Origin of the sequence: Mesorhizobium sp. M0923 (genome assembly GCF_040319365.1) — a bacterium.
Taxonomy (GTDB): Bacteria; Pseudomonadota; Alphaproteobacteria; order Rhizobiales; family Rhizobiaceae; genus Mesorhizobium.
The window spans coordinates 46,081-67,153 of sequence record NZ_JAMYNW010000024.1; the positions used below are offsets into that span (position 1 = coordinate 46,081).

16 protein-coding genes and 1 tRNA gene are annotated in these 21,073 nt (G+C 63.2%); 9 read left to right on the plus strand and 8 right to left on the minus strand.

Going from position 1 to position 21,073, the window contains the following annotated elements:
• The first annotated feature begins 54 nt into the window (after positions 1–54).
• Positions 55–1,131 carry a DUF937 domain-containing protein gene (locus NKH89_RS29470; RefSeq protein ID WP_352791183.1) on the plus strand — a complete coding sequence of 359 codons (1,077 nt, stop codon included), beginning with the start codon at positions 55–57 and terminating at the stop codon, positions 1,129–1,131.
• 176 nt (positions 1,132–1,307) lie between these two features.
• Here NKH89_RS29470 and NKH89_RS29475 read toward each other — a convergent pair whose 3' ends face one another.
• Positions 1,308–1,598, minus strand: a complete 291-nt coding sequence (locus NKH89_RS29475; protein WP_023716459.1) for a DUF1127 domain-containing protein — start codon at positions 1,596–1,598, stop codon at positions 1,308–1,310.
• 178 nt (positions 1,599–1,776) lie between these two features.
• On the opposite strand from NKH89_RS29475, the gene NKH89_RS29480 reads away from it, so the two are divergent.
• On the plus strand, positions 1,777–2,733 hold the full coding sequence (locus NKH89_RS29480) for a LysR substrate-binding domain-containing protein (RefSeq protein WP_023716458.1): 957 nt from the start codon (positions 1,777–1,779) through the stop codon (positions 2,731–2,733).
• Between the two features lie 59 nt (positions 2,734–2,792).
• On the opposite strand, the gene NKH89_RS29485 is transcribed toward NKH89_RS29480, so the two are convergent.
• Positions 2,793–4,151: an MFS transporter gene (locus tag NKH89_RS29485; RefSeq protein WP_502896951.1), complete on the minus strand. Its 1,359-nt coding sequence runs from the start codon at positions 4,149–4,151 to the stop codon at positions 2,793–2,795.
• On the opposite strand from NKH89_RS29485, the gene NKH89_RS29490 reads away from it, so the two are divergent.
• The 4 genes from NKH89_RS29490 to NKH89_RS29505 all read left to right on the plus strand — a co-directional run bounded on the left by NKH89_RS29490 (position 4,035) and on the right by NKH89_RS29505 (position 8,477).
• Positions 4,035–5,255, plus strand: a complete 1,221-nt coding sequence (locus NKH89_RS29490; RefSeq protein ID WP_352547831.1) for a LysR substrate-binding domain-containing protein — start codon at positions 4,035–4,037, stop codon at positions 5,253–5,255. The two genes, NKH89_RS29485 and NKH89_RS29490, sit on opposite strands and share 117 nt — an antisense overlap.
• 73 nt (positions 5,256–5,328) lie before the next feature.
• Positions 5,329–6,894 carry an exodeoxyribonuclease VII large subunit gene (xseA, locus tag NKH89_RS29495; protein ID WP_352547833.1) on the plus strand — a complete coding sequence of 522 codons (1,566 nt, stop codon included), beginning with the start codon at positions 5,329–5,331 and terminating at the stop codon, positions 6,892–6,894.
• A 7-nt stretch (positions 6,895–6,901) separates the two neighbouring features.
• Complete coding sequence (locus NKH89_RS29500; RefSeq protein WP_352482370.1) at positions 6,902–8,029, plus strand: DmpA family aminopeptidase; 1,128 nt, start codon at positions 6,902–6,904, stop codon at positions 8,027–8,029.
• The gene (locus NKH89_RS29505; RefSeq protein ID WP_352482371.1) at positions 8,007–8,477 is read left to right on the plus strand and encodes a hypothetical protein; all 471 of its coding nucleotides are present in this window, start codon (positions 8,007–8,009) and stop codon (positions 8,475–8,477) included. Before NKH89_RS29500 ends, NKH89_RS29505 begins: the two co-directional genes overlap by 23 nt.
• A 377-nt stretch (positions 8,478–8,854) precedes the next feature.
• Here the strand turns inward: NKH89_RS29505 and NKH89_RS29510 are convergent, their stop codons facing one another.
• From NKH89_RS29510 to NKH89_RS29520, 3 genes are all read right to left on the minus strand, one after another.
• Entirely contained in the window at positions 8,855–9,199 is a 345-nt protein-coding gene (locus NKH89_RS29510; protein ID WP_502895967.1) for an Atu4866 domain-containing protein, read from the minus strand.
• Positions 9,199–9,927 (minus strand): SDR family oxidoreductase, encoded by a 729-nt coding sequence (locus NKH89_RS29515; RefSeq protein ID WP_352482372.1) that lies wholly within the window; start codon positions 9,925–9,927, stop codon positions 9,199–9,201. The genes NKH89_RS29510 and NKH89_RS29515 overlap by 1 nt, the downstream gene beginning before the upstream one ends.
• A gap of 90 nt (positions 9,928–10,017) precedes the next feature.
• Positions 10,018–10,770 carry an SDR family NAD(P)-dependent oxidoreductase gene (locus NKH89_RS29520; protein WP_352791189.1) on the minus strand — a complete coding sequence of 251 codons (753 nt, stop codon included), beginning with the start codon at positions 10,768–10,770 and terminating at the stop codon, positions 10,018–10,020.
• A gap of 137 nt (positions 10,771–10,907) precedes the next feature.
• On the opposite strand from NKH89_RS29520, the gene NKH89_RS29525 reads away from it, so the two are divergent.
• Positions 10,908–11,831, plus strand: coding sequence for a LysR family transcriptional regulator (locus NKH89_RS29525; protein WP_352910835.1), 924 nt, complete (start codon positions 10,908–10,910; stop codon positions 11,829–11,831).
• A 44-nt stretch (positions 11,832–11,875) separates the two neighbouring features.
• Here NKH89_RS29525 and NKH89_RS29530 read toward each other — a convergent pair.
• Positions 11,876–11,952 (minus strand) — tRNA-His (locus tag NKH89_RS29530).
• A gap of 344 nt (positions 11,953–12,296) precedes the next feature.
• Positions 12,297–12,755, minus strand: a complete 459-nt coding sequence (locus NKH89_RS29535) for a phasin (protein WP_352482378.1) — start codon at positions 12,753–12,755, stop codon at positions 12,297–12,299.
• Positions 12,756–13,008: 253 nt separating this feature from the next.
• Between NKH89_RS29535 and NKH89_RS29540 the strand changes: the two genes are divergently transcribed.
• Positions 13,009–16,806: a PAS domain S-box protein gene (locus NKH89_RS29540; protein WP_352910837.1), complete on the plus strand. Its 3,798-nt coding sequence runs from the start codon at positions 13,009–13,011 to the stop codon at positions 16,804–16,806.
• A 272-nt stretch (positions 16,807–17,078) separates the two neighbouring features.
• Here the strand turns inward: NKH89_RS29540 and NKH89_RS29545 are convergent, their stop codons facing one another.
• Positions 17,079–19,037, minus strand: a complete 1,959-nt coding sequence (locus NKH89_RS29545; protein WP_352547845.1) for an acetoacetate--CoA ligase — start codon at positions 19,035–19,037, stop codon at positions 17,079–17,081.
• 182 nt (positions 19,038–19,219) lie between these two features.
• Here NKH89_RS29545 and NKH89_RS29550 point away from each other — a divergent pair, with 182 nt between their 5' ends.
• Positions 19,220–21,070 (plus strand): AsmA family protein, encoded by a 1,851-nt coding sequence (locus NKH89_RS29550; protein ID WP_023719392.1) that lies wholly within the window; start codon positions 19,220–19,222, stop codon positions 21,068–21,070.
• The last annotated feature ends 3 nt before the right edge of the window (positions 21,071–21,073 follow it).

Below are 21,073 nucleotides of genomic sequence, written 5' to 3' on the forward strand. Positions count from 1 at the left end.
GTGATGGAAACGAACTAGGCTTCTCCAAACGAGGATTTGCCGGAGGAGAAAACAATGCCTTCCTTGTTCGATATTCTGGCACAGGCCCAGAACGGCAATGGCATGCAGGCGCTGGCCCAGCAGTTCGGGCTTTCGCAGCAGCAGACGCAGGCGGCGGTCGCGGCGCTGCTGCCGGCCTTTTCGCAGGGGCTGAAGCGCAACACAGCGGACCCTTATGGACTCGGCTCCTTCATGACGGCGATGGCCAGCGGCCAGCACGCCAAATATTTCGAGGATGCAAGCCGGGCCTTCTCGCCGCAGGGCCTCGATGAAGGCAACGGAATTCTGGGGCATTTGTTCGGCTCGAAGGATCTGTCACGCGCCGTCGCCAGCCAGGCCGCGCAGGCGAGCGGTGTCAGCCAGCGGGTGTTGCAGCAGATGCTGCCGGCAATTGCCTCGATGATGATGGGCGGGCTGTTCAAGCAGACCACCAACCAGTTAGGCGGGCAGATGCATGCGGCAGGGGGTGGGCCCGGCGGCGGCAATCCGCTCGGCGAGCTCATCGAGCAGATGATGTGGCAGGCGGGCGGCGGCAGCCAGGCGCCGGCCCCTCAGCCTGCAGGCCCGGCGGACAATCCGCTCGGCAAGGTCCTGCAGGATATGTTCGGCGGCGCACAGCAGCCGCAACAGACGCAGAGCCCTTACGGCGACAACCCGCTCGGCAAGCTGTTGCAGGACATGTTCGGCGGCGGGCAGCAGCCGCAAACCCAGCCGCAGCAGACACAGAACCCTTATGGCGACAATCCACTCGGCAAGGTGCTGCAGGACATGTTCGGCGGCGGCGCGCAACAGCCGCAGCAGCCGCAGAACCAGCCCCAGCAGACACAGAACCCTTATGGTGACAATCCGCTCGGCAAAGTACTGCAGGACATGTTCGGCGGTGGTGCGCAACAACCGCAGCCGCAGGCGCGTCAGGCGCCCCAGCAGCCCCAGGCGCCGCAGCCGCAGGCCAATCCGAGCGGCAGGCCGAGAAATCCGTTCGACGACCTGTTCGGCAAGATGTTCGAGACGGGTGCCCAGCAGCGCGACGACTACCAGAAAGGCATGGAGTCGATCTTCGACCAGTTCAAGCAGGGTATGGGCCGGCGGTAGACTAGACACCGGCATCCAATCATCAGTGCCGCCCAAAAAAGAAAGCCCGGTCCTGGGAGGACCGGGCAGCGCGCAGGCTGGCCGGGGGGATCCGGCAGGGAGTGGGGAGCCTGCGTAACTTGGTGGCTTCGTGCCTCAAAAAGGTTCAATGCGACCAAAATCGCGAATTTGTGCGATCAGGCCACCTTGCGGGCAATATCCTCGATCGTTTCGGCGCGCTCGACCGCGATGACGCGAAGCCTCTCGGTCGGATCGCGGCCAAAGGGCACACCGACAGCGACGTGCAGGTCGGCGCGGGTCAGACCGATGTCGGCGAGCTCGGCATCCGACATCTCGCCGAGGCGATAAAAGGCGCGACGGTTTTTCCAGGCGCGGTAAACATTGGCAGCGGCATTGGCCACGCGCGTCGCAACGGCCGGACGCGAGGTGATGCGCGAGGTCTCGGTAGCGAAATCAAACGTAGCCATGTCGGTCTCCTTCACATTCGAACGAGCGAAACCAGTCGATCGGGCGCTGGCGACAGCGGCCGTTCCGGCTTCGATTCACATGCCTTCATGTGGACAGTCGGAATTTGCCACGGCGCGATTGATTAATCCAACGAATGTTTCTAATCTTTAGCATCAACATCAATGATGGATTAGACCGATGAAAGCGCCGCTCGATCTCGATCAGTTGCAGACCTTCATCTCGATTGTCGACACCGGCAGCTTTACCCGCGCGGCGGAAGCCGTGCATCGCACCCAGTCTGCGGTGTCGATGCAGATGCGGCGGCTCGAAGAGCGGATCGGCAAGCCGCTGTTCGAAAAAGACGGCCGCACCAACCGGCTGACCGAGGAAGGCGACAGACTGCTCTCCTACGCAAGGCGGCTGCTCTATCTCAACAAGGAAACACTGGCCGCCTTCGACGACCGCCGGCTCGAAGGCACCATCCGCATCGGCACGCCGGACGACTATGCCGATCGCTTCCTGCCCGAGATCATGGCGCGGTTTGCCCGTTCCAACCCGCATGTCGAACTGACCGTTATCTGCGAACCGACGCCGGGACTGGTCGAACACATCAAGCGCGGCAATCTCGACCTGGCGCTGGTGACGCACAATGACGCGCGCGGCCAATCGGAAGTGGTGCGGCGCGAACCGCTGCTGTGGGTTACCTCGGCCAATCATGCGACGCATGAGCAGCCGATCCTGCCGATGGCCTTCGGCCGGCCGAACTGCATCTGGCGGCGGGCCGCCGCCGATGTGCTCGACCAGCAGAACCGCGACTACCGCATCCTGTTCACCAGCTTCTCGGCCACCGTTATCGCCGCGGCGGTGCTTTCCGGCCTGGCGATCTCGGTGCTGCCGGAATGCGCGCTGCGGCCCGGCATGCGGGTGCTGGGCGAGGCCGACGGTTTCGGCGCCCTGCCCGATTGCCGCATCGGCATCATGCGCGGCCAGACCTCGCGGCCGGAGATCGTCGACGCGCTCGCCCGCCATATTTCGGAAAGCCTCGACAATATTTCCGTGCCGCTCGGCGAGGAGACCGGCACGTTCGATTTCGCCGCCCTCGCCTTCGCGAAGATGAAGCGGACCAAGCCGAACCAGATCCTGCCGGGCTGGTAGGGCTTCGTGTCTCATAGCGCCATGGGGCCCGCCACCGCGGAGCCGAAGCAAGTTCGGGCTCAATGACGACGGAAATTCAGTGCGACGAGGATCATCACCGCGGTACCGGCAGCGGCGAGATAGACGGCCATCCGCACACCCTCAGCGGTAGCGACGCGCAGCGCTTCTCCTGTCAAACCGCCGGTGCCGGCGTTTGCAACGGCAACCAGGATAGCCAGCCCCACCGCGCTACCGACCTGCTGACCCGTGGATGCAATGCCTGAGGCGATGCCTTGCTCATGCGCGGCAACGCCCTTGGCTGCGGCTGCGAACATTGTTGGGAAGGTGATGCCGCCGCCGAGGCTGAAGACAATCAGTCCGGGGACCAAGTTGGCATAAGTGCTGTCCGCCGACATGGCCATGCCCAGGGCCGCCGTACCAATCGCGCCGATCGCAAGGCTGACGACGAGCGTGTTTCGTGTACCCAGGCGGGTCGCCATCCGACCGCTCAGCGCATTGCCCGACAAGACGGCCAACATCGGGACCATGAAGGCGAAACCAGTCTGCAGAACGCCGAAGCCCTGCACTGTCTGGAAGTAGAAAGACAGGAAATAGAGCAAAGAACCGAACGTGGCGGTGAACAGGAATGTGGTGACGACGCCGGTGCTGAGGTTGCGGTTGGCCAGCAGCCGCAGCGGCAGCAACGGGTCGCGGCTGTGCGCCTCTATGGCCACGAAGAGCGCCAGCAACAGGATCCCAACGGCAGCGCTGACCAGAATACCCTGTGAGGCCCAGCCGTACTCTGGACCCTGGACGAGCGTGAAAACGAGCAGGGTGGTACCGACCGTCGCCGTCAATGCGCCCGGCAGATCGAACTTGCGGCCTGACTGGTACCCGCTGTCTGCTGGAATCACCGGAAAGGCCGCCACGATCGCGATGCCGGCCACAGGCACGTTGACGAAGAACACCGCCTCCCAGCCGAATGCCTGGGTCAGCACGCCGCCAAGCAACGAGCCCAGAACCATGCCCCCGGCACCAGAGCCGGCCCATACGGACAAAGCGATATTGCGTTCGCGACCTTCGCTGAAGGTGGTGTTGACCAGCGACAGGGTGGCCGGGAAAAGAAAGGCGCCGCCCAAGCCCTGCACGGCGCGCGCGGCAATCAGGATCTGAGGCGTCGTGGCGAAACCGCCGACCAGCGAAGACACTGCGTAGAGGACAAGCCCGAAAACGAACATTCGCCGCCGCCCAAGCAGGTCGGATGCCCTGCCTCCAAGCAAGAGGAAGCCGCCAAACGCAACCGCATACGCACTCACGACCCATTGCAGGGTCTGCGCCGAGAAGCCGAGGCCCAGGCCGACCTCGGGCAAAGCGACAAAAACGATATTGTAGTCGATCGAAATAACAAGCTGGGCAAAAGCCAGCAATGTCAAAACCAGACCAAACCGTGGTCGGGCCGATACGTCAGCCACGCTCGAGTGGTGGCTCATATTCAACTGGTCGGTCATGCCTATTCCTTTTCCAAATGGAGCCCAGCACCTGCTGATCAGCGCGGCAATTGGCAAGGTAATATCTGGACGAAACAGCCAAAATGGTATAGAATTGGAAGTATCGTCCTCTATTGGCAACGATGTGCGACTGTGCTGGATCTGAACGATCTTTATTATTTTGCGAAGGTGGTCGAGAAACAGAGCTTCACTGCCGCAAGCCACGCGCTTGGACGATCAAAGTCCAACATCAGCCGGCGCATCATCGAGCTCGAGAAGCAGCTGGGCGTCTGTCTTATCCAGCGAACCTCCCGCAGCTTCGCCGTCACTGATATCGGCCAGGAGGTCTATCAGTTTGCTGTGGGAATGCTGGTCGAGGCGGAATCGGCCGAAGGCGCCGCGGCGCGACGACTGGCCGAGCCCAGCGGTACGGTCCGCTTCACCTGCTCGATCGGCATGGCGCAGTCGTTCCTGGCGGAATTGCTACCCCGGTTCCTTTTAAAGTTTCCCAAGGTAAACATCATCCAGCACGCGACCAACAGGTATGTGGATCTTGTCGACGAGGGGTTTGACCTTGCACTTCGCGGCCATGTCGAGCCGCTGCCCGATTCCAGCCTGATCCAGCGTCGGTTCGCGCCGACGCCCTGGCACCTTTTCGCCGCACCCATCTATCTTGCCGGCGCAGGCATACTGACAAGCCCACAGGACCTTGCCGGCCATGGCGGCCTGGCATTGAACGGGCCGACCGGCGGGGCGGTCTGGAATCTGCGCAACACCGGCGGCGAGACTGTGCTGATGCCGTTCACGGCGCGCTTGCGCAGCGACGATCTGGGAACACTGAAACAGGCTGCCATCGCGGGCCTGGGGATCGTGGCGCTGCCGGCCTATTTCTGCCAGGCCGAAACAGGCAATGGCATATTGCAACGCATCCTGCCGCAATGGACGGCGGGAGAGGCTGGGATCACTTTGCTGTCGCCTTCGGGGCGCAGCCTGTTGCCGGCAGTTCGAGCGTTCAGCGATTATCTGGCTGCCGAATTTTTGGCCGTAGCGAGATGATGGGATCGCGTTATGACACGCGGCCGGATACAGGCGCCTTGACGGCGGCCAACAACCGTCCCCCAATCGGCCGATGAGCGACACAGCATCCGAATCACGCACCAACGCCACCGAGTATACGGTGAGCGAGATTTCCGGCGCGCTGAAGCGCACGGTCGAGGACGTCTTCGGCAATGTACGGGTGCGCGGCGAGATTTCCGGCTATCGCGGGCCGCATTCCTCCGGCCATGCCTATTTCTGCCTGAAGGACGATCGCGCGCGGCTCGACGCCGTGGTGTGGAAGACCACGATGAGCCGGCTGAAATTCCGTCCAGAGGAAGGCATGGAGGTGATCGCCACCGGCAGGCTGACCACCTATCCCGGAAAGTCCAACTACCAGATCGTCATCGACAATCTTGAGCCGGCCGGTGCCGGCGCGCTGATGGCGCTGCTGGAAGAGCGCAAGCGCCGGCTGCAGGCCGAAGGCCTGTTCGACGCCGGCCGCAAGCGCCTGCTGCCCTTCATGCCGCGCGTCATCGGCGTCGTCACCTCGCCGACAGGCGCCGTCATCCGCGACATCATCCACCGCATCAAGGACCGCTTTCCGCTGCATGTGCTCGTCTGGCCGGTGCGGGTGCAGGGCGAAATGGCGGGAGCGGAGGTGACCGCTGCTGTCAACGGCTTCAACGCACTGCCATGGGACGGCGCCATCCCGCGGCCCGACCTGTTGATCGTGGCACGCGGCGGCGGCAGCCTGGAGGATCTGTGGGGCTTCAACGACGAAGCGCTCGCCCGGGCCGTCGCCGCTTCGGCCATTCCGTTGATTTCCGCGGTCGGCCACGAGACCGACTGGACGCTGGTCGATCTGGCCGCGGATGTGCGGGCGCCGACGCCGACGGGCGCCGCCGAAATCGCCGTGCCGGTCAAGGTCGACCTCGAAGCGACGCTTGCCGGTCTCAGCGCACGGTTGAACACCGCGGTGTCGCGCAATTTCGAACGCAAGCGGCAAGCGGCGCGCGCGGCCGCCCGTGCGCTGCCCTCGCCCGACCAGTTGCTGGCGCTGCCGCGGCGGCGCTTCGACGAGGCGACGAGCCGGCTTGGCCGGGCGCTGTCGGTCAGCGTCGAGCGTAAGCGGGCCAGGCTTCTGGGGCAGCGGCTGACGACGGCCACCTTGTCGCGGCGCATGAACGAAGCCCGCACGCTGACCCGCCGCGACCTCGCCCGTGCGCAAGCGGCGTTCCTTGCCATCGTGCGCGAGCGTCGGGCGCGGTTTTCGCGCACGGCGGCCAGACTGTCACCGGCGCCGATCGCGAGGCGGCAGAAACTGCAAGGCGATGCCCTGCTGGCCCTGACGCGGCGGCAGGACCACGCGATTTCGAGACGACTGGACCGTCTGCGTGGAAAACTGACGCAGGCCGATCGGTTGCTGGCGACGCTCTCGCACAAGGCCGTGCTGGCGCGGGGCTTCGCACTGGTCAAGGATGTGGACGGCGCGGTGGTCAAGCATGCGACGGACGTGGTGTCGGGAATGGCGCTTTCGCTGGAGTTCGCCGACGGCACCGCGGATGCAGTCGCCATCAGTGGCACGGCGCGGCCGAAGACGGTTGCCAAGCCCGCGGCCAAGCTCAAGGCGCCGGGCGGCCAAGGTTCGCTTTTCTGAGGAAGAAATGACCGACCCTCATCTTGCGACGCCCTCGGGCAAACCGCGCGCCCGCGCCTTCGCGATCCCATTCGATGGCACGCCGGGCCGCTTCAACGCCATCACCGATGTGCCTGGCGTGACGGTCGGCTATACCACGCTGATCTCAGGGGACGGGCCGCCCGTTGTCGGCAAGGGTCCAGTACGCACCGGCGTGACCGCGATCCTGCCACGGCCCAGGGGCGAACTGGCCGTACCGGCGTTCGCCGGCGTGTTCAGCGCCAATGGCAATGGCGAACTGACCGGCTCGCATCTGATAGAGGAACTCGGAGCGTTCAATCTTCCCATCACCATCACCAACACGCATTCCTGCGGCGTCAGCCGCGACGCAACGCTGCGCTGGATGCAGAAGGTGCTGCCGCAATCGCTCGACAGCGCCTGGGCACTGCCGGTAGCGGGCGAGACTTATGACGGCTTTCTAAACGACATCAACGGCCACCATGTGAGCTTCGAGCATGTATTTTCGGCGCTCGAGATGGCTGAAAGCGGGCCGATCGAAGAGGGCAGCGTCGGCGGCGGCACCGGCATGATCACCTTTGGCTTCAAGGCGGGATCGGGCACATCCTCGCGCAGCGTCGACTGGAACGGAGAGCGTTTCACGATCGGCTGCTTCGTCCAGTCGAATTTCGGTGCGCGGCGGAACCTTGTCGTGCGTGGCGTCAGGGCCGGAGCGGAACTCGCCGAACCGGCGATCCGGGACAACACGCCGCGAGCGGAAAAGAGCTCGATCATCGCGATCGTCGCCACCGATGCGCCATTCATGCCGCATCAGTTGAAAAGACTGGCGAAACGCGTGCCGCTCGGCGTCGCGCTGACCGGCGGCTATGGATACAATTCATCCGGCGATATTTTTCTCGCCGTCAGCACGGCCAATGCCGATGCGGCGCGCGGCGCCGCCGGCAAGCTGGTCAGCGCCGGCTACATACCGGATGCCGACATCAACCCGTTCTTCGACGCCGTCGTTCAGAGCGTGGAGGAAGCCATCCTCAACGCGCTGGTCGCCAATGATGACATGACCGGGCGCGACGGCAATTTCGTGCCGGCGTTGCCGAAAGCATGGCTCGAGGAGAGATTTGGCAAGGCTGCGCGGCGATAAGACCGCGCAACTGCATCAGACAGGCAATAATCGCCCGGCAGGTTTTGCCGGGGGCGATCCGTCAGCCGGCAGGCTTGTTGGAATTCTGCTCGTCCTGATCGGCCTCGGCCGCCTCTTCGAGCCTCGAAGCAATGAGCTCCTGAATGTCGCCGACCTCTTCCTGGATATCCTCCAGGGGTATGCCGGCTTCGGCAGCTTTGGCCGCACATTCCCTCGCGAGGGTCTCGGCCTGCTTCTCGATTCTGGCTGGCGAGGGCTGGCAATGGACTTTTTCGCCAATCCACCCGCGCAAGAACTCGATCGCGTGTTCACTCATACTGCTGTTTCCCTAGCGGCTATGCCGATTGGTAATCATAAACGTCGGCATCTTCGAAAAGATGCGTGCTGCCATTCGAGCCGACTCGGCTTCGCCCGGCAAGCCGAACTTGTCCGAGGTCCACAGAGCTGAAGGGAATGGTGGTTCAAGGAGCACGTTCTGGTTCTTGAGGACTGATTCTCTCGACGAAACTCGTTTGACCCGCGCTATTGTTTCTATTTGCTTTTTTTCGGTTTTCAAGCCGTTTTAGATCACAATAGATAACACAATAGCTAGCACATTTACCGCGCACTCGCCGGCACCACGTAAAAGGCGAGCCGTCAAAGCCGCCGCTATATAGTGACAACCATTTGCAATGTCGACTCTGCCCGCGATCCTGCTTCTTTCCGCCGCGCTTGCTGGGAGATATGTGGTGTGGCGGGCCTTGTGGTGCAAACTGCCGAGCGCCTCATGCAAGGCATGCAATAGCGCCTTGTGGAACCCTGAATTGCTTGTCTCAGGGTGGCTCTCTACCGCTGGCGATAAAGGATCATGCCGGCATGATAGAGAACGCCTTCGACGAACTCACCGTCCGCGGTGAAGCCCGTATCGTCCCAGTATTCTATGTGGTTGCCCTGCACTTCATAGCGTCCCCGATAGGCGCTCTCGCGGTCACCGCGCGCTTCGTCATAACGGCCGTTCGGCAGGAGTTCGTGCCTGATATGGCGATCCTCGGTGACCCACATTCCGACATAGGGGTGATCTTGGCGCGTCATTGATTCCTCCGCAAGGATTGGAGTTGAAGGAAGGGTCAGGCCGGTTGGGGCTACAGCAACGGCAATACCCGTAAGCATTGCGGCCAAAGTGGATCGCATCAATGCGCCGCCTTCGTCGGACGCACGACGATCTCGTTGACGTCGACATCGTCGGGCTGTTCGATTGCGTAGCGCACTGCCCTGGCGATGGCATCGGGTTGCAGGGCAATAGCACGCCAGGTTTTCATGGCGGCGGCAGCGGCTTCGTCGGAGATCGTGTTGGCCAGCTCGCTTTCCACCACGCCAGGATGAATGCAGGTTACGCGGATATCGTCACTCTCCTGGCGGAGCCCATCGGAAATCGCGCGGACAGCGTATTTCGTTGCGCAATAAACGGCAGCCGTGGGCGAGACGGCCAGTGCGCCGATGGAACCGATATTGATGATATGCCCGGAGCCGCGTGCCGTCATCTCCGGCAGCACCGCCGCGACGCCGTACAGAACACCTTTGATGTTGACGTCCACCATCAGCTCCCACTCGTCGACCTTCATGGCTGCCATGGCCGAGAGCGGCATGACGCCCGCATTGTTGACGATGACGTCGACCTGGCCCCATTCGGCCCGCGCAGCATCGGCGAATGCTGCGACATCCGCCCTTTTGGTGACGTCGAGCGCTCGTACGCGAACGATTCCACCAGCTGCCTCGATTTCGGCTGCGAGGACTTCAAGGCGGTCGGTGCGCCGTGCACCAAGCATCAGCTTTGCACCTGCCGCGCCAAGTTCGCGGGCGATGCCAGCACCGATGCCGCTGGAGGCACCGGTGATCAGAACAACTTTGTTCATGGTCATCGAGATAATCCTTTTGGTTCAGCGGTTATTTTCACGATGTGAAGGATGGCGTGCGGGTGAGCTCCCGCAGTGCGCCAGCCTTATTTGGGGTCACTGGGCGGTGTAGCCGCCATCGACCAGAAGCAGGGACCCGGTGATGAAGCTGGACGCCGGCGAGGCAAGAAAGGCGATGGCCTCGGCAACTTCCTGCGGCTGGCCGATCCGGCCGATCGGATGCGCATCGCCGAAGCTGCGCAGCATCTCCCGGCCATTCTCCACCACGCCTTCCATGATGTCGGTTTCGATCACGCCAGGGGCAACGGCGTTGCAGCGAATGCCCATGCGCCCGTATTCGATCGCTATCACCTTGGTCAGCTGTGCGACTGCCGCCTTGGAGGATGCATAGGCCGCCTGCGTCTCGAAGGCCGCAACCGCCGAGATCGATGAGACGTTGACGATCGCGCCACCACCACCGGCGGCCATCAACTCCACCGCAGCCCGGGCGGTGACAAAACTGCCGCGCGCATTGATCTGCAGGATGCGGTCATAGTCGTCGACCGAGGTCTCCGTCAGACGTTTGTTGAGCGTGCGACCGGCATTGTTCACGACGATGTCCAGTCGTCCGAAGCGCTTCGCCGCGAGTTCGACCGAGCGTCTGGCCAGAGCCTCGTCAGCGACATCACCGACCAGGGTTGCCACATCCTCGGCTTCCAATTCACGTACAGTGTCGCTGAGATCGCTTGCCACGATCCCGGCACCCCTGGCACGCAGCAGCTCCGCCGTGCAGCGGCCGATGCCGCGTGCCGCGCCCGTCACGAGGGCGACTTTTCCATCCAGGTTCCAGGAGGAAGGCAGTGATGTCATGGGTTATCTCCTTGGTCATCCGGCATCGGCTTGATCGGGAGGATCAAGCCTTTCTTGCCATTGCGACAGAGATAGAGCCATGGCATTGTCGCGATAACCCGCCCGCTGGTAACCTCGATGGTAAGTTTAGCTAACCAATGGACATCGATCTCAATGCAATTGCCGTCTTCGCCACAGTGGCCGAGGAACGCAATTTCCGCGCTGCGGCAGACCGGCTGGGCGTGACGCGCTCGGCGGTCAGCCAGAGCGTCCTCAGGCTTGAACAGCGCCTTGGCATCGCATTGCTGCAGCGCACGACACGTAGCGTAAATCTGACCGAGGCGGGCGAGCGCCTGCTGGCGAGCGTCGCACCGGCGATCGCCGACGTGAACGCGGCAATCGAAGCCACCACGGAGTTTCTGGACCGCCCACGCGGCCGGCTGCGGATCGCGGTTTCGTCGATCGCGGAGACGTTTCTGTCAGGGCCGTTGCTGGCGTCCTTTGCAGAAAGATTTCCCGAGGTGCATCTGGATATCGTGGTCACCGACGAGGAATTCGACATCGTTGCCGAAGGTTATGATGCGGGCGTGAGGCTCGGCGAAGTGATCGAGCAGGACATGATTGCCGTGCCGGTATCGGGCGATCAGCGACAGATGGCCGTCTGCGCCCCGCGCTATCTCGAAAAGTTCGGAGCACCCGCCCATCCGCGCGAGCTTGTGGCTCATCGTTGTATCGGCTGGCGGCCGGCGCCGGGAGTTTCGCCCTATCGGTGGGAGTTTGGCGAGGACGGGCGCGAGTTCGACGTGGCGGTTGCGCCCGAGATCACCACTAACGACATGTGGCTGATGATCCGGCTGGCCGTTGCAGGCGCCGGAATCACGTTCGGCATGGCGGACACATTCCGCCCCTGGATCGACCGCGGCGAGCTTGTGCCAATCCTCGACGACTATTTTCCGCCGTTTGCGGGCTTCTATCTTTATTTTCCCAGCCGACGGAATATCGCGCCGAAGCTGAGAGCCCTTGCGGATCACCTGCGCGGTGCGCGTCAGGCGGGATCGCAGGTGACCGCGCCAGGGTCGTAGAGATCGCTTGGCGCTATTGGTCAGAAACCTGGCTGAAAGCTGAATGGTACCGTTGGCTGGGATCGAACCAGCGACCTCCGGATCCACAATCCGGCGCTCTAACCATCTGAGCTACAACGGCACGCTTGCCCAGCGATATCCAGACGGAACGTTCATTCTCCGGGACCCGCTCTGTCGTTCGGCGATGCGTCCATACGGGCTATCGGAGTTTAATTCAAGGCTTTTGGCAAAGCAAAAGATCGCTCCGGCATCGCGTCATTTTTCGCCGGACAAAGAAAAGGCCGGCGGGAGGAGGTGCCGGCCTTTTCCTGTTACGAGCCAGCGGGAGGAGGTGCTGGCTGGTCACCCCGGTAGGCAGAGGGAGGAGGTTCCACCCGCCGGGTATTCACTTAAACCACTATATCGCACATCTATTTGTCTGACGAAATGCGACCTTTTGATGCATCGCCAAATTGTGTTCAAATATTAGGCGATCTTAATTTCTTTCACGGCCTTCTCGAAGGCGGTTTTGATCGGCTTGGATACGTCCTCGGCCGCCTTGGCAGCAACCGCCTGGAAGTCCTTGGCCTGCTCAACGGTCATTTCGACGCGCTTGCGCAGGAACGCAGTCTGCAGCTCGACGACTTCCGACAGCGACTTGGCGCCAATCAGGGCTTCGAAATGCGAGAAGCCGGCCTCGGCATTGGCGCGCAGGGCGGCGATGGTCTTGAGCGACAGGTCGCTGGAAACGGTCTTGGCGGTCTCGTAGGTCGACTCCAGAGCCTTCTGGGTCTCCTCGGCGCCGGTCTTCAGCTTGGCATAGGCCTCTTTCGACTGCTCGACGCCCTTTTCGGCGAAGGCGCGGATCTGATCGGTGGCCTTGGAAGCGTCGAAGCTTGGGAATTCAACGTTTTCGATCGTGTCGGCGGTCTTGGTCCTGGACATTTTCCATCCTTTTCAGCGGCAGCGGCTTTGACAGAAAGCCGTCTCGTTCATCTATCGTGGCAATATAAAGGCAAATTTTGTGCATTGCAACATGTTTGTTGCATCGCACCATTGATTATTTGTTTCGCGACGTTAACCACGCGCCTAGAGATTCCGCTGGTTGCACGCTATGACTTGTGGACCTTCGCGCCGTCGGCTTTTATTAACAAAGCGTTAACCGCAAATTGCCCGCTCTGTGAGGGTCGCCAAGCGCATGCCGGCTGAAAACTACTCCTTCCTCGATGTTGCCGTGCTCGACGCGGTCCGCCTGCGGTTCGCCGCCGGCGACGCGATCGCCATTCTGTCGGCAGATCTCGAGCAGGTGATATGGGCCAACGGCCCCGGCGCAGCGGTATTCGGCTATCCGGACATCGGAGCCATCATCGGCGCTTCGGCAGGATTGCCGCTGATCGCCAGGCGCCAGATCATGGCAACCAGCGGTTTTCCGCGGATCGGCCGCGACCGTGCCATCACGGTCCGCCTGGCTACCGGGCTGACCAGCCGCGCGGTTGGTTTCCTGGCCAGCGCGGTGACCATGCCCGATGGCGAGGAAGCAATCATGCTGGCGTTGCCGGCGGCGCAGACCGGCTCGCGCAGCGCGGCCGAGATCGCCGATCGCGCCATCAGCGGCTTTACCGAAGACGGCCACTACATCGCCTTTGTCGATGCCAACGGCAATATCGACGCCGCGTCGGACGGCTTTTCGTCGCTCGGCATCCGGCCTGAGACGCTGGCCGCGCTTGTCGCCGACGTGGCGAACGACAGCGACCGCATCGTCAAGCGCCTGGTTCCGGGCGGATCCAGCTCCTATCCGGCAGGCCTTGCCCGTCTGACAGACGAGCGGCACCTGCTGGTGGTGATCGACGAGGACCGGCTTGACGGCGGGGCCCCTGTTGGCGAGCGCGCCGTCGCGGGACCCGGCAGCGAGGCAGCAGCGGCGCCGAGCGGTCTTCCCCAACCAACGGACCAGGACAACGAGCAGCCAATCGCCGAGCCGCCAATCACCACCACCGGCGCGGCGGAGATCGACCTTGCGGCGATCGAAGGCAGCTCCGCATCGGCGGAGCACGAGCCTGCCGACACAGCCAAGCAGGTTTCGGGGGCCGACAATCAGCACACGGCTGGCGAAACGCCGACGCAGCATGACCATTGGTACTTCAATGCGGGCGACGACACGCAGGTCCCGCCCGGGGCAGGTGTGTTCGGCGAAGCCGAGACACCAGCCAGCCCCGCCGCTTCGCCGGCCGGTCTGGACGCCCCGCAGGAAAGCGCCACACAAGCGATCAAAGCCGCTTCCCGGGCCCAAGGCCGCGGCCCCGCGATTGATCGTACGGCCGCGCCCATGCGTTTCGTCTGGCGTACCGACGCAGAGGGCCGGTTCAGTGCCCTGTCGCCGGAATTTGCCGAACTCGTCGGCAAGCCCGCAGCCGACGTGATCGGCCGCCGCTTCGAGGACGTTTCAGCCGCCTACGGCCTCGATCCTTCAGGCGAGATCGCCGGCCTGCTCGAACGGCGCGACACCTGGTCCGGCCGCTCCGTGCTGTGGCCGGTCGCCGGCACCGATCTGAAGATACCCGTCGATCTGGCGGCGCTCCCGGTTTACAGCCGCAGCCGCGTTTTCGAAGGTTTTCGCGGTTTCGGCGTCGCCCGCAGCAGCGATGCGGTGATCGATCCCGACGCGGCCGGCATGGCCCTTGTCGCCGAGGAGAAGCCTGCCGCGGTCGGGCCCGAAGCCGTTGAACCTGCCCCCGAGACACCGAAAGCCGCCGATCCGTTCCGGGGCGAAGTGCCGGCGTTGACCATCGTGCCAAAGCCCGAGCGGCGCTTTGCCGACAAGGTGATCCGGCTGGCCGAGCACCGGCAGCCGGCCAACGACAAGGGCCTGTCGACGCTGGAACGCAGCGCGTTTCGCGAGATTGGCGAGCGTCTCAAGAAGGACAGCACCCCGGCCGAAAAGCCGGTAGACGAACAGCCCAGCGCCGAGAAGCCAAAGCCGGCTGCGGAGACCGCGACCAAAGTTGAGGCAGCCGGCAAGGCCGACGAACCAAAGCTGAAAAAAGCCGGTCCGACGGACAAGGGTGAAATGCCGGCGCCAAGTCCGGAAAGCGAGGCGGCCGAACCGCCCGAGGCCGATGCCGAGGACCAGAACGATCTTGCCCGGCTCGACGGCGAGCAACCCGACGAGACGGCAGCAGAGGCGCAAGCCGGCGAACCCGTCACACGCCCTGCCTCCGGGTCGCTGCTCGACTATGCCGACCGCGAACCCAGCGATGAAGCGCAGGAAGGCGTTGAGCCCAGCACGAACCGTCGAACGATCGTCGCCGAAGCGCCGCAGGATGGCGACGACGACAGCATGACGGCCGAAGATTTCCGTGACGCCGAGGACAGCGAGGATTGGTCCGAGGACAGCACAGCCGCAGCCGACGTTGCCGGCCAGGTGCCGCCCATCGGGCGGCCGCTGGCACCACCGCTCAAACTCGACGGCTTCGTGCCGTCGGCGTTTGCCGGAGAGGACAACAAGGGGCCGGATACCTCGATCCTCGGCAAGCTGCCAGTGCCGGTGCTTATCCATTCCGGCGACCAGCTGCACTACGCGAACGACGAATTCCTCGGCCTGACCGGCTATGCGACGCTCAATGCCTTGGACGAGGCCGGCGGGCTCGGCGCGCTGTTTGCCGACCCTTATGCCGACGACGGCAGTTCCGACGGCAGCGACCGCGCTCTACGGCTGAAGACGCGCGACGGTCAGGAGTTTCCGATCGACGCGATTTTACGCTCCGTCCCCTGGGGAAACGGCAAGGCGCTGATGCTGGTCGTACGCCGTTCCGGCGACGAAGCAGTAGCCATTCCACATGGCACCGCCGACGACCAAACGCAGCCGGATGTTTCCGAGCTCAAGGCACGCATTGCCGAAATGCGCACCATCATCGACACCGCCACCGACGGCGTCGTGCTGATCGGCCGTAACGGAACGATCCGTTCAATTAGCCGTCCGGCGGAAGCGCTGTTCGGCTTCGACAGCGACGAGGTGACCGGCAAACCGTTCGTCTCGCTGTTTGCGATCGAAAGCCAGCGCGCGGCGCGTGACTATCTCGAGGGGTTGTCGGAGCCCGGCGTTGCGAGTGTGATGAACGATGGCCGCGAGGTGATCGGACGCGAGGCACAGGGGCGCTTCATTCCGCTGTTCATGACCATCGGCAGGCTGCCCAACGACAGCGGCTTCTGCGCGGTGGTGCGCGACATTACCCAGTGGAAGCGCGCCGAAGAGGACCTGACCCAGGCGCGCGCGGTCGCCGAACGCGCCTCGTCGCAGAAGACCGATTTTCTGGCCCGCATCAGCCACGAGATCCGCACGCCGCTCAACGCCATCATCGGCTTTTCCGAGCTGATGGTGGACGAGAAATTCGGGCCGGTGGCCAATGACCGCTATCGCGACTATCTGCGCGACATCAACCGTTCGGGCAACCACGTGCTCGATCTGGTCAACGACCTGCTCGACATTTCGAAAATCGAGGCCGGTCAGCAGGAGATGGCTTATGAGGCGGTGTCGCTCAACGACACGCTGGCCGAGACCGTGGCGATGATGCAGCCGCAAGCCAACCGGGAACGCGTCATCATCCGCTCCAGCTTCGCCTCGCGGCTGCCGGAAGTGGTGGCCGATCTGCGCAGCGTGCGGCAGATCGCGCTCAATATCCTGTCGAACGCCGTCCGCTACACGCAGGCCGGCGGCCAGGTGATCGTGTCGACGGCCTATGAGCTTTCCGGCGACGTCGTCATGCGCGTGCGCGATACGGGCATCGGCATGAGCCAGTCCGAGATTGAGCAGGCGCTGAAGCCGTTCAAGCAGATCAACGCGCTGAAGCGCGGCCGCGGCGACGGCACCGGTCTCGGGCTGCCGCTGACGAAGGCGATGGTCGAAGCGAACCGTGCCCGGTTCACCATCAACTCGACGCCCGGCGAGGGAACCCTGGTCGAAGTCGCCTTCCCCTCGACCCGCGTGCTGGCCGGTTAGGTCTATGGCTGCGCAAAGAAAAAAGGCGTCCAATGGGACGCCTTGAATGATAGAATTGCTGTCACAACGGGGGCTTGAGCGAATCAGATCCTCTGGGGGCTAAGAGGAACGGGATTTCTCCCTCAAGTTACGCACGACTATCGATGCCGGGCCTTAACAAATCCTTACCGGCACGCCGGAAAATTTACCAATGTGTACCACTCATGAAATCTAGGTAAATTCCGCGGAGACATTTCGTTAACCATGACCCGGTTCCAGCCCGGGCTTCATGCTCAGTCGGCAAGCTGCGGCAGATTGCGGAACAGCTCGAGCGCCTCGGGATTGGCGAGCGCTTCCTTGTTCTTGATGGCGCGGCCATGCACCATGTCGCGGACCGCGAGCTCGGTGATCTTGCCCGATTTGGTGCGCGGAATATCGCTGACGGCGACGATCTTGGCCGGCACATGGCGCGGGCTCGCCCCGGTGCGGATTTTCGCGCGGATGCGTTTTTCCAGCTCGGCATCGAGTTCGACGCCGGCCGCCACCCGTACGAACAGCACGACACGCACGTCATTGTCGAAATCCTGGCCGATGCATAGCGCTTCGAGGATTTCCGGCATCTGCTCGACCTGATTGTAGATCTCCGCCGTGCCGATCCTAACACCGCCCGGATTGAGCGTGGCGTCGGAACGGCCATGGATGATCAGCCCGCCATGGGCGGTCCATTCGGCGAAATCGCCGTGGCACCAGACATTGTCGAAGCGCTCGAAATAGGCGGCCTCGTATTTCTTGCCGTCAGGGTCGTTCCAGAAGCCGATCGGCATTGCCGGAAACGGCTTGGTGCAGACGAGCTCCCCCTTCTCCTTGCGAAGCGGACGGCCATCATCGTCCCAGACGTCGACGGCAAGGCCGAGGCCGGGTCCCTGGATCTCGCCGGGCCATACCGGTTCGATCGGCACGCCGAGCACGAAGCAGGAGACGATATCGGTGCCGCCGGAGATCGAGGCGAGATGCACGTCCTTCTTGATGCCTTCATAGACGAAACGGAAATCTTCCGGCGACAGCGGCGAGCCGGTCGAGGAGATGGTGCGCACACTGGAAAGATCATGCGTGTGGATCGGCTTGAGGCCGGCCTTGCGCACGGAATCGATGAATTTGGCCGAGGTGCCGAAATAGGTCATCTTCTCGGCATCGGCGAAGTCGAACAGCGCATTGCCGTCCGGGTAGAAAGGCGAGCCGTCATAGAGCAGCAAGGTGGCGCCCGACGCCAGGCCCGACACCAGCCAGTTCCACATCATCCAGCCGCAGGTGGTGAAATAGAAGAAGCGATCGCCGTCGAGCAGGCCGGCATGCAGCCGCTCTTCCTTGACGTGCTGGATCAGCGTTCCGCCGGCTGAATGGACGATGCATTTGGGGATGCCGGTCGTGCCTGACGAAAACAGGATGTAGAGCGGATGCGAAAACGGCAGCCTTTCGTAACTGACAGGCCTGGCGGCAAAGGGTGACAGCGCCTCCTCCAGCGCAGCCGCCTTGCCGATGGTTGCCGCGACGTCGGTCGACGTGCCGAGATAATCGACGATCAGGACTTTGCGCACGGTGGCGAGCTTCGCCACCACAGCCGCGATCTTGTCGGCGACTTCGATCGCCTTGCCATTGTACCAGTAGCCGTCCGGCGCGATGAAGACGACAGGCTCGATCTGGCCGAACCGGTCGAGAACACCCTGCTCGCCGAAATCTGGGGAGCAGGACGACCAGACGGCGCCGATCGAGGCGGCAGCCAGCATCGCCGCAACGGTCTCCGGCATGTTCGGCATCATCGCGGCGATGCGGTCGCCCTTCTTCACCTTGAGCGACAGGAAGAGCTGTTGCAGGCGCGAGGTCAGCGCATGCAGCTCGTTCCAGGACAGCCGCCGCTCGACCTTGTCCTCGCCGCGAAAGACGACTGCGTCGCCAAGCCCGGTTTTCTTCAGAAGATTCTCGGCGAAGTTCAGCTTCGCGTCAGGGAAGAAGGTCGCGCCGGGCATCTTGTCGCCATCGACCAGCACGCGTTCGCCCTTGTCGCCGACGATGCCGCAAAAGTCCCAGACCAGGCTCCAGAAGGTCTCGCGGTCATCGATCGACCAGCGATGCAGGTCGGCATAGGAGGAGAAAGCCTTGCCGGCCCTGCTCGCCGCGGCGTTCATGAAGGCGGTCATCGGCGCTGCGTCGATCTGCTCTTGCGTCGGCATCCAGAGCGGTGCGTCGTCGGCCATCATTGTTCCTCCGCAGGCTGCATCGCTTATGCATATCGCGATGCAGCAGAGCAAGATTTTGTTGGACCGCGCCGGTCAGGGTGTGCGCAAATGCCATCGCCGGGCCATAAAGACTTGAAATGCGTCAGCCGTCGGTTACACCCGTCGGGCGATTTTGTCGGAATGGAAGCATACGGGGCGATATGCCATCACCTTTGATCCGACGCGGAATATGGGCGATCGGCGCAGCCGTCACCGTCGTCGCGCTGGTCGTTGCAGCCTTGCCGTTGATCGCCTCGACCCGTATCGTGCGTGACCGCATCGCGTGGGAAATGAGCGCCTGGAGCGGTTTCAGGGTCACCATCGACGGCGCGCCGCGCATCGAGGTCTGGCCGAATTTCCGGGCGATCCTGAGCGACGTGACGCTGTCGCAATGGACAGAGACGGATGCACCGCCTGTGATCGAGGCCGAACGGGTCGAGGTCGACCTCTCGGCCATGGCGGCGCTGCGTGGCGACGTGGTGTTTTCGACGGCGCGGCTGGTGCGACCGACGATCAGGGTTCAGCGTACCGCGAGCGGGTTTTTCCTGCCTGCGATTCCGAGCGGCGGGCGCATTACGCGTTCGATCGATGCTGCCCGCGCGGTGATCAACACAAATCCCGCCAAGCCGGATCTCGGCAAGCTGCCGGCAGATCCGTTCGGCACAGTCGAGTTCAGGGATGGCCGCGTGGTCGCCGCCATCGGCGGCAAGGACCAGGAGATATTGAGCAGCCTGAGCGGCCAGGCGAATTGGGCCGCGATGAACAGCAATGCGACGCTGTCGGCGACCGGGATATGGCGCGGCGAAAGCGTTTCCGTCGACGCCGCATCGCCGAACCCGCTTGTGCTGTTTGGCGGCGGCGCAGCACCGGTCACGCTTTCCTTCAAGGCGGCGCCGGCCAGCTTTTCCTTCGACGGGCTGGCCAGCATGTCGGAGAACGGCTATTTCGACGGCCAGGCAAAATTTGCCGCACCTTCGCTGCGACGCGTGCTCGAATGGTCGCAGGCCGGCATCGCGCCCGGTGCGGCAATCGGCTCGATCTCGGTTTCAAGCAAGATCACGGCGACGGCCGGGCGCATCAAATTCGAAAATACGGCCCTGACCCTCGACAACAACCCCGGAATGGGCGCGCTGGACTTCACCTACGGCGAGGCACTGCCGGTGATCTCCGGCACACTTGCCTTCGATACGCTCGACCTCAGATCGTTTCTCTCCGCCTTTACCCCCGTACCATCCGCCGGCGCCGCCGGCCCGGGCGAGATCGACACAAGCTTCGCCGACCGGATCAATCTCGATCTCAGGCTGTCCGCCGCGCATGCCACGGCAGGTGCAATCCAGCTTGCCGACGTCGCCGCCACCGCCCAGGTCAAGAACGGCCTCGCCGTCTTCGACATCTCCGATGCATCCGCCTTTGGCGGCAACGTCCAAAGCAGCGTCCGTTTCGACCGCAAGCCCGCCGGCACGGAAGTCGAGATCCGGCTGCTTGCTTCCGACATCGACGGCGGCGCTTTCGGCACCGCGGCCGGGATGACGCGGCTGGTGCCGATCGGCACCGGAACCGTTTCGGTCATCCTCAAGGGGCCGGGCAGAACCTGGGACTCCATTTTCGAAAACGCCAATGGCTCGCTGTCCGCGACCTTCGGCGCGGGTGCGCTGAGCCGGCTTAACCTGCCGGCGTTCCTCAAGCACACCGAACAGGGTGGATTCTTTGCGCTTGACGACGTCTCGGACGGAACGCTGCCGATCGACGGGGCCGAGCTCAAGGCGAGCGTTTCGAACGGCGTGGCGCGCATCGACAAGGCCGAGGTGAATTCCGCGCAATACAAGATCTGGCTTTCCGGCATCGCATCCTATGCCGGACGCGGGCTGGCGCTGTCCGGCGGCATCGTCCAGCCGAGCCAGGCTGCCACGCAGACGAACGGCCAAGCGCCCAAGCAGTCGTCGTTCTTCGTCGGCGGCACCTGGAGCACGCCGTTCATCTCGCCGATAAGTCGCGGTGTTTCAGGCGAGTAAGCA

What these genes read in the sequence shown, in the direction of transcription:
- NKH89_RS29470 (WP_352791183.1), top strand. Translation starts at nt 55, where the DNA reads ATGCCTTCCTTGTTCGATATTCTGGCACAGGCCCAGAACGGCAATGGC.
- NKH89_RS29475 (WP_023716459.1), bottom strand. Translation starts at nt 1,598, where the DNA reads ATGGCTACGTTTGATTTCGCTACCGAGACCTCGCGCATCACCTCGCGT.
- NKH89_RS29480 (WP_023716458.1), top strand. Translation starts at nt 1,777, where the DNA reads ATGAAAGCGCCGCTCGATCTCGATCAGTTGCAGACCTTCATCTCGATT.
- xseA (WP_352547833.1), top strand. Translation starts at nt 5,329, where the DNA reads ATGAGCGACACAGCATCCGAATCACGCACCAACGCCACCGAGTATACG.
- NKH89_RS29500 (WP_352482370.1), top strand. Translation starts at nt 6,902, where the DNA reads ATGACCGACCCTCATCTTGCGACGCCCTCGGGCAAACCGCGCGCCCGC.
- NKH89_RS29510 (WP_502895967.1), bottom strand. Translation starts at nt 9,199, where the DNA reads ATGCGATCCACTTTGGCCGCAATGCTTACGGGTATTGCCGTTGCTGTA.
- NKH89_RS29515 (WP_352482372.1), bottom strand. Translation starts at nt 9,927, where the DNA reads ATGACCATGAACAAAGTTGTTCTGATCACCGGTGCCTCCAGCGGCATC.
- NKH89_RS29520 (WP_352791189.1), bottom strand. Translation starts at nt 10,770, where the DNA reads ATGACATCACTGCCTTCCTCCTGGAACCTGGATGGAAAAGTCGCCCTC.
- NKH89_RS29525 (WP_352910835.1), top strand. Translation starts at nt 10,908, where the DNA reads ATGGACATCGATCTCAATGCAATTGCCGTCTTCGCCACAGTGGCCGAG.
- NKH89_RS29535 (WP_352482378.1), bottom strand. Translation starts at nt 12,755, where the DNA reads ATGTCCAGGACCAAGACCGCCGACACGATCGAAAACGTTGAATTCCCA.
- NKH89_RS29540 (WP_352910837.1), top strand. Translation starts at nt 13,009, where the DNA reads ATGCCGGCTGAAAACTACTCCTTCCTCGATGTTGCCGTGCTCGACGCG.
- NKH89_RS29545 (WP_352547845.1), bottom strand. Translation starts at nt 19,037, where the DNA reads ATGGCCGACGACGCACCGCTCTGGATGCCGACGCAAGAGCAGATCGAC.
- NKH89_RS29550 (WP_023719392.1), top strand. Translation starts at nt 19,220, where the DNA reads ATGCCATCACCTTTGATCCGACGCGGAATATGGGCGATCGGCGCAGCC.